Raw genomic sequence first — 6,468 nt, 5'->3', positions numbered from 1 at the left:
GAGCTTGCCGCGCGCGCGAGGAAAATGTCCGGCCCGACAGACCCCGTAGCGACGACCGACAGAATAATCGGCGTCGTCGAATGGCGCGACGGCACCGTCATCGATGTCGTGAGACAGCTTAAAAAATAAGAAAACCCGAAAAATCGAAACAAACGCAGCGCGCCCGCGTCCTCTTATGGACGCGGGCGCGTTTTATACCGCGGCTAAAAGACGAACTGCACGAGCGCCATGTAGCAGGCCGTGCCGCAGAATATGGATAGCATCATGCTGCGCCTCCACAGGTGCAGCAGCACGGTGACGGCGATGGCGATAAACTCGGGCAGGCCGTGCGGGGGCGCGGCGAAGCGCACGTCTTTGAGGCAGTAGACGACGAGCATAGCGAATATCGCGGAGGGCAGAGCCTTGCCGAGATAACGCACGTATGCCGGCACGGGACGGCCCTCGCGGAAAATTATGAACGGCAGGAAGCGCGTCGCCATAGTCCCCGCGACGCATATCGCTATCGTCATTATCTCCTGCGCCTGCGTCATTCCGGCCAGCCTCCCGCTTTTTCTATCGGCCCCCGGAACGCCGTTAAACAGAAGAGTATGCAGAGCATGGAAGGGACGAGGAAGGAGTCCGCGCCGAACAGGGCGAGGCAGAGCGCCGAGGCGGCGAGGCCGATGAGCCCCGTCCAGTGCTTTTTCTCCTTGAGCCACTGTTCCAAGAATATGACGACGAACATTCCCGTCATTACGAAGCCTATGCCGTCGGTGTCGAAGGTCAGCACGGAACCGAGAAGCCCGCCTACCGTCGCGCCGGAGACCCAGTAGAGCTGATTGAGCAGAGTGACGAAGAGCATAAACCAGCCGCGGTCCACTCCCTCCGGGATGTTCGCCGTGTAGTTTATCGAAAAAGTTTCGTCGCACATGCCGAAGATGAGATAGGGGCGCATCCAGCCGAGCCCTTTGAATTTTTCGAGCATCGAAACGCCGTAGAAAAGGTGGCGAGCCTGTATCATCAGCGCCGCCATCAGCGTCTGGAGCGGGGCGAACGGCGAGAGCAGCATGGAGACCGCTACGAACTCAAGCGACCCGCCGAAGATCACGGCGCTCATGACCATCGGGTAGACGAAGCTGAAGCCCGAGACGTTCATGTAAATGCCGTAGGCGAGGCCGATGAACCAGAAGCCGGCGAATATTGGCAGAGTATATGGAAAAGCCGCCTTGAACGCCCTGAGCCTTACGTGTCTTCCTCCGTCCAAATTTCACTCCTCCGCCTCCGTACGCAGTTTCCGGCGCTTAACGCGCCGCCGCCATTATACTATACGGCGGCGCGCCGCGGGCGTGGGAGACGCTGGGCGTTGATTCGCGCGGATATTTTTATTACACTATCCGCGTGCTTTCTTAAAATTTTATGAAGCGTGGTGTTTTCTTTGAATTTCGATCCTTTCAGCTACAGATACCCGTCGCGCCGCACTCTCGTCTGCGGAGCGCGCGGCATGGTCGCGACTACGCAGCCCCTCGCGGCGCAGGCCGGGCTCGACATTATAAAGAAGGGCGGAAACGCCGTGGACGCGGCGGTCGCGACGGCGGCCTGTCTGACGGTCGTCGAGCCGACGAGCAACGGCATAGGCGGCGACTCATTCGCCCTCGTATGGAACGGAGGAAAGCTGCACGGACTGAACTCGAGCGGCTGCGCCCCGGCGCTCGCCGACGCAGAAGCGCTGCGCGCGCGCGGCTGCTCAAGCGTGCCGCTCTACGGCTGGGAGGCCGTGACTGTGCCCGGCGCGCCGGCGGCGTGGGCGGAGCTCAACCGCCGCTTCGGCCGTCTGCCGCTCGAAGATGTCCTCGCACCCGCAGCGTGGTACGCGGAGAACGGTTTTCCCGTGTCGCCGACCGTGAGTTCGCTGTGGAAGCGCGCTTTCGCGGCTTTCGAGAAAAATCTCAGCGGAGACCGGTTCTCTCACATTTTTGCGGCTTTCACGCTATCGGGCCGCGCGCCCGAGCCCGGCGAAATATGGCGCAATCCCGCGCAGGCCGCGACGCTGCGCAAGATAGCCGCAACCGGCGCGCGCGCCTTCTATGAGGGCGAGACAGCCGAGGCGATAGACGCTTTTTCGAAATCATGCGGCGGCTGGCTCCGCCTGGAAGACCTGGCGGCCTTCCGCCCCGAATGGGTAGAGCCGATATCCGTGAACTACAAGGGATACGACGTCTGGGAGATACCGCCGAACGGACAGGGCATAACCGCGCTGATGGCGCTCAACATCCTGAATAATTTCGAAATGGCGGAGCGCGAGTGCGCGCGCAGCTACCATATCCAGATAGAGGCGATGAAGCTCGCATTCGCGGAGTCGCTCGCCGAGGTCGCCGACCCGCGCTATATGCGGCGCACTGTCGAGGAGCTGCTGTCGGACGAATTTGCGAAACGCCGCGCCGCGCTGATAGACCCGGAGCGCGCCGGACTGCCTACCTCCGAGCGGCAGAGCTCGGGCGGCACCGTCTATCTCGCGGCGGCGGACGGCGAGGGCGGCATGATCTCTATGATACAGAGCAACTATCACGGCTTCGGCTCCGGCCTATGCGTGCCGGGAACGGGCGTGACTCTCCACAACCGCGGCAACAATTTCTCGCTCGACCCCGAGTCGCCGAACTGCCTCGCACCGGGCAAAAAGCCGTACCATACGATAATCCCGGGCTTCATCACGCGCGGCGGCGAGCCTGTCGGCCCGTTCGGCGTGATGGGGGCCTTCATGCAGCCGCAGGGCCACGTGCAGACGGCGGTCAACATGATAGACTTCGCGCTCAACCCGCAGGAAGCCCTCGACGCGCCGCGCTGGCAGTGGTTCCGCGACCGCTCCGTCGGTCTTGAGCAGGGCGTGCCGAACCATATAGCGGCGAAGCTCGCCGAGATGGGCCACGAGATACGCATGGACTTCGACCGTATCGATTACGGACGCGGGCAGATAATACAGCGTCTTGAAAGCGGCGCTCTGATTGGCGCGACGGAGCCGCGCGCCGACGGTTACGTCGCGGCGTGGTGACGCTCAGACGATGACGTTGAGAACGCCCCCGCGCACAAGCGGAGACGTTCCCATGCCGCGCATTTCTTGCGGACTTGCGCGGACGGCGCGCATTTGACCGGCGGGGCGAAAACGAGGGACTCAGCCCCCCGCGCGCCCCGGCGCGGCGTAATATTCCCGTCTGAGCGGGCGGGGGACGACGATACGCGTTGGCGCGCCCGGCGCGGCGCGCGGAAAATTTTCGTGACGCTCCGGCGCATGCGGCGCGGCCGTTAAGCGCCGGCGTTCGCGCCGAAGGCCGCGATGGTATATAATATTTCACCGGCGCGGAGAATGCGCGCCGCGCGGGTAAATATTTGCTGCTGCGGAAGGAGATGGCGGAATGGGAACTCCGCTTGAACGGGCCGCCGCGTCCGTTTTTATAATACTTATGGGCTACGCGATGAAGCGTGCGGGATTTTTCTCGAAGAGCGACGCGGACGCCGTGGCGAAGATATGTCTGAACATCACTCTGCCCGCCGCCATCATCACGGGCTTCGGCAGCTACACGCGGGATTTTTCGCTTTTCGCCGTTATCGCGCTCGGAGCCGTCTGCAACGCCGTCGTGCTCGCCGTCTCGTGGTTCCTCTCCGTACGCTCGCCGCGCAACGAGAAGATCTTCCACATGCTCGCTATGCCGGGCTATCAGATAGGGACCTTCACCCTGCCGTACATCGGCAGCGCGCTCGGGCCGTACGGCATTCTCGTCACCTGTATGTTCGATATGGGAAACTCGCTCTTCGCCTGCGGCGGGACCTACGCGATAGTCTCGTCGCTGCCCTCGATCGGCAGCGCGGGGCGTCCGTCGGCGCGAGAGCTTCTGCGGCGCGTGTTTTCAACGGTGCCGTTCGTCGTCTACCTCGTCTCGATAATCTGGGTGACGGTCATAGGCGCGGTGCCGGGCTGGATAGTGACGCTCGCGACGCCGATCGGAGCCGCGAACTCCTTCGCCGCGATGTTCATGATTGGCCTGATGATCGAGATAAAAACTGACGGCGGCGAGCTGCGCACGGTTTTTTCGACGCTCGCGCTGCGCTACGCGGTATCCGCCGCGCTCGCGCTGCTGTTCTACTTCTACACGCCGTTCCCGCTCGTAACACGCCAGGTGCTAGCGGTCGTCGCCTTCTCCCCCGTTTCGGCGCTGTGCCCGATTTTCACCGAAAAGTGCGGCGGCGACACGGGAATGTCCGGCTTCGCCGGCTCCGTCTCCATCGTGCTGAGCATCATAGCGATGACCGCCTGCATGGCGGCGCTGGGGATTTAGCGCGCCGCGGCGGAAGCCACGGCTCTCTGGCCACGCGATAAAAACATCAAATTCCGACGCCCGTCAGCCGCAAGTCGGCTGAGTCTCACGTCCGAGCGCCGGCATTATAAAACACGTCTTAAAACGCGCGGCAGGGAAAATTTTTCCATATAAACGCCATCCTCTCTTTCCCGTTGAGATAAAACAAACATATTCAACCGGCACATTGATGATACGGTACGGAGTTCGCCCACGCAGCGGTCAAATCGACGCCGCGCAAGAAAACGGCGGCTGCGCACCCGTTGAACGAAACGCGGCTGTTTTGTTTATTTTTCCCCAGATAACTTCACTATGAACTTTTTATGCTTATTTTCATTCTCTTGCCCGGCCTCGCCGTATAATGATAATATCGCTTTTGCAATATTGTTGCATATATTTACAGGGAGGCGCAATAATGAACAACGCGATTTTCAGATTCAAAAGACCGGAGAACGAACCCTCTATGACCTACGCGCCGGGAAGCCCGGAGCGCGCGCTTCTGCGCGAGGCGATAAAGCAGGTAGAGTCCGAGACGGCGGAAATTCCGCTCATCATAGGCGGCGAACCGGTTTATACAGGCGATACGGGGAAGGCGGTCATGCCGCACGACCACGCGCACACGCTCGCCGTCTACCACAAGGCGGGCGCCAAGGATATGGAGCGCGCGATAGAGGCCGCGACGGCGGCGCACGGCGCGTGGGGAAACACGCCTTGGACGGAGCGCGCGGCGCTTTCGCTGAAGATAGCCGAGCTCATCGACAAGAAGTACCGCTATCTGCTGAACGCCGCGACGATGCTCGGTCAGAGCAAGACCGTCTGGCAGGCGGAGATCGAGGCGGCGAGCGAGACGATAGACTATTTCCGTTTCACTCCGTACGCGATGGACGAGCTTTACGGCGAGCAGCCAGGCATCGAGGAAGGCGTGCTGAATTCCGTCGAGTATAGGCCGCTCGAGGGCTTCGTCTACGCGATAACGCCGTTCAACTTCACGGCGATCGCCGCGAATCTCCCGATGGCTCCCGTCATCATGGGCAACACCGTCGTCTGGAAGCCCGCGACCGCGTCGCTGCTTTCAAGCTGGTATCTGATGAAGATATTCATGGAGGCGGGAGTGCCCGCCGGAGTGCTGAATTTCATGCCGGGGCCGGGCTCCGCCGGCAGCCGCGTAGTGCTCGCCCACAAGGATCTCGCGGGGATACATTTCACCGGCTCGACGAACGTTTTCAACAGCCTCTGGCGCGGCGTGGCGGAGAACCTCGACAGGTACAGGTCGTATCCGCGCCTCGTCGGCGAGACGGGCGGCAAGGACTTCCTCTTCATGCATAAGTCCGCCGGCGCGAAGGAGGTCGCCGCGGCTCTGATGCGCGGGGCATTCGAATATCAGGGGCAGAAGTGCTCCGCGACCTCGCGCGCCTATATCCCCGCGAGCCGCTGGGAGGAGCTGAACATCGAACTCGGCGCGATGCTCGCCGAGGCGCGCACCGGAGACCCGCGCGATTTCCGCAATTTCGTCTGCGCGGTCATCGACGAAGCTTCGTTCGACAACTGCATGGATTATATAAATTACGCAAAGGCTTCGCCTGACGCTGAGATTCTTTACGGAGGCGAGGGCGACAAGAGCGCCGGCTATTTCATCCAGCCGACGGTGATAAAGACGGCCGATCCGCGCTTCCGCTCGATGGAAGAGGAGATTTTCGGCCCGATACTCACCGTATACGTCTACGACGACGACAAGTATATCGAGACGCTGCGCCTCTGCGACGAGACGTCGCCCTACGCGCTGACCGGCTCGATATTCGCCGCTGACCTCGCCGCCGCGGCCGCGGCGCGCGACATTCTGCGCTACGCGGCCGGCAATTTCTACATCAACGACAAGACGACCGCCGCGACGGTCGGGCTACAGCCGTTCGGCGGCTCGCGCGCGTCCGGGACTAACGACAAGGCGGGCACGAAGCTCAATCTTTCGCGCTGGGTCACGCCGCGCACGATCAAGGAAAATCTGCTGCCGCCGCGCGACTTCAAATATCCGTACATGATGGAGGATTAAGGGAGCAAATCAGATCGGCATGACGGAAGATCCGTATAGTGAATTAACCAAGACGGCAAACATTTATGTCATTCCGGCAATCTTACGGCCGGAATC

Annotated in this window: 6 protein-coding genes; 4 read left to right on the top strand and 2 right to left on the bottom strand. The window is 61.5% G+C overall.

The features are described 5' to 3' along the window. A partial coding sequence (locus B5F39_RS10420; protein WP_087367049.1) for a citrate lyase subunit alpha occupies positions 1-129 on the top strand: 129 nt, incomplete at its 5' end. A gap of 74 nt (positions 130-203) precedes the next feature. On the opposite strand, the gene B5F39_RS10415 is transcribed toward B5F39_RS10420, so the two are convergent. Together B5F39_RS10415 and B5F39_RS10410 are read right to left on the bottom strand one after the other, a co-directional pair. After that, positions 204-530, bottom strand: coding sequence for a branched-chain amino acid transporter permease (locus tag B5F39_RS10415; RefSeq protein WP_087367046.1), 327 nt, complete (start codon positions 528-530; stop codon positions 204-206). Next, positions 527-1,243, bottom strand: coding sequence for an AzlC family ABC transporter permease (locus tag B5F39_RS10410; protein WP_087367043.1), 717 nt, complete (start codon positions 1,241-1,243; stop codon positions 527-529). The genes B5F39_RS10415 and B5F39_RS10410 overlap by 4 nt, the downstream gene beginning before the upstream one ends. A gap of 162 nt (positions 1,244-1,405) precedes the next feature. Here B5F39_RS10410 and B5F39_RS10405 point away from each other — a divergent pair, with 162 nt between their 5' ends. The 3 genes from B5F39_RS10405 (at position 1,406) to pruA (ending at position 6,372) form a co-directional block, all read left to right on the top strand. Then, positions 1,406-3,025, top strand: coding sequence for a gamma-glutamyltransferase family protein (locus B5F39_RS10405; protein WP_343217580.1), 1,620 nt, complete (start codon positions 1,406-1,408; stop codon positions 3,023-3,025). A gap of 361 nt (positions 3,026-3,386) precedes the next feature. Then, entirely contained in the window at positions 3,387-4,307 is a 921-nt protein-coding gene (locus B5F39_RS10400; protein WP_087367040.1) for a hypothetical protein, read from the top strand. Between the two features lie 433 nt (positions 4,308-4,740). After that, entirely contained in the window at positions 4,741-6,372 is a 1,632-nt protein-coding gene (gene pruA / locus B5F39_RS10395; RefSeq protein WP_087367037.1) for an L-glutamate gamma-semialdehyde dehydrogenase, read from the top strand. Positions 6,373-6,468 lie beyond the last annotated feature (96 nt).

The organism is Cloacibacillus sp. An23, from assembly GCF_002159945.1.
GTDB lineage: Bacteria > Synergistota > Synergistia > Synergistales > Synergistaceae > Caccocola.
This window is presented reverse-complemented; position numbering and strand designations above follow the sequence as displayed.

What these genes read in the sequence shown, in the direction of transcription:
- pruA (WP_087367037.1), top strand. Translation starts at nt 4,741, where the DNA reads ATGAACAACGCGATTTTCAGATTCAAAAGACCGGAGAACGAACCCTCT.
- B5F39_RS10415 (WP_087367046.1), bottom strand. Translation starts at nt 530, where the DNA reads ATGACGCAGGCGCAGGAGATAATGACGATAGCGATATGCGTCGCGGGG.
- B5F39_RS10400 (WP_087367040.1), top strand. Translation starts at nt 3,387, where the DNA reads ATGGGAACTCCGCTTGAACGGGCCGCCGCGTCCGTTTTTATAATACTT.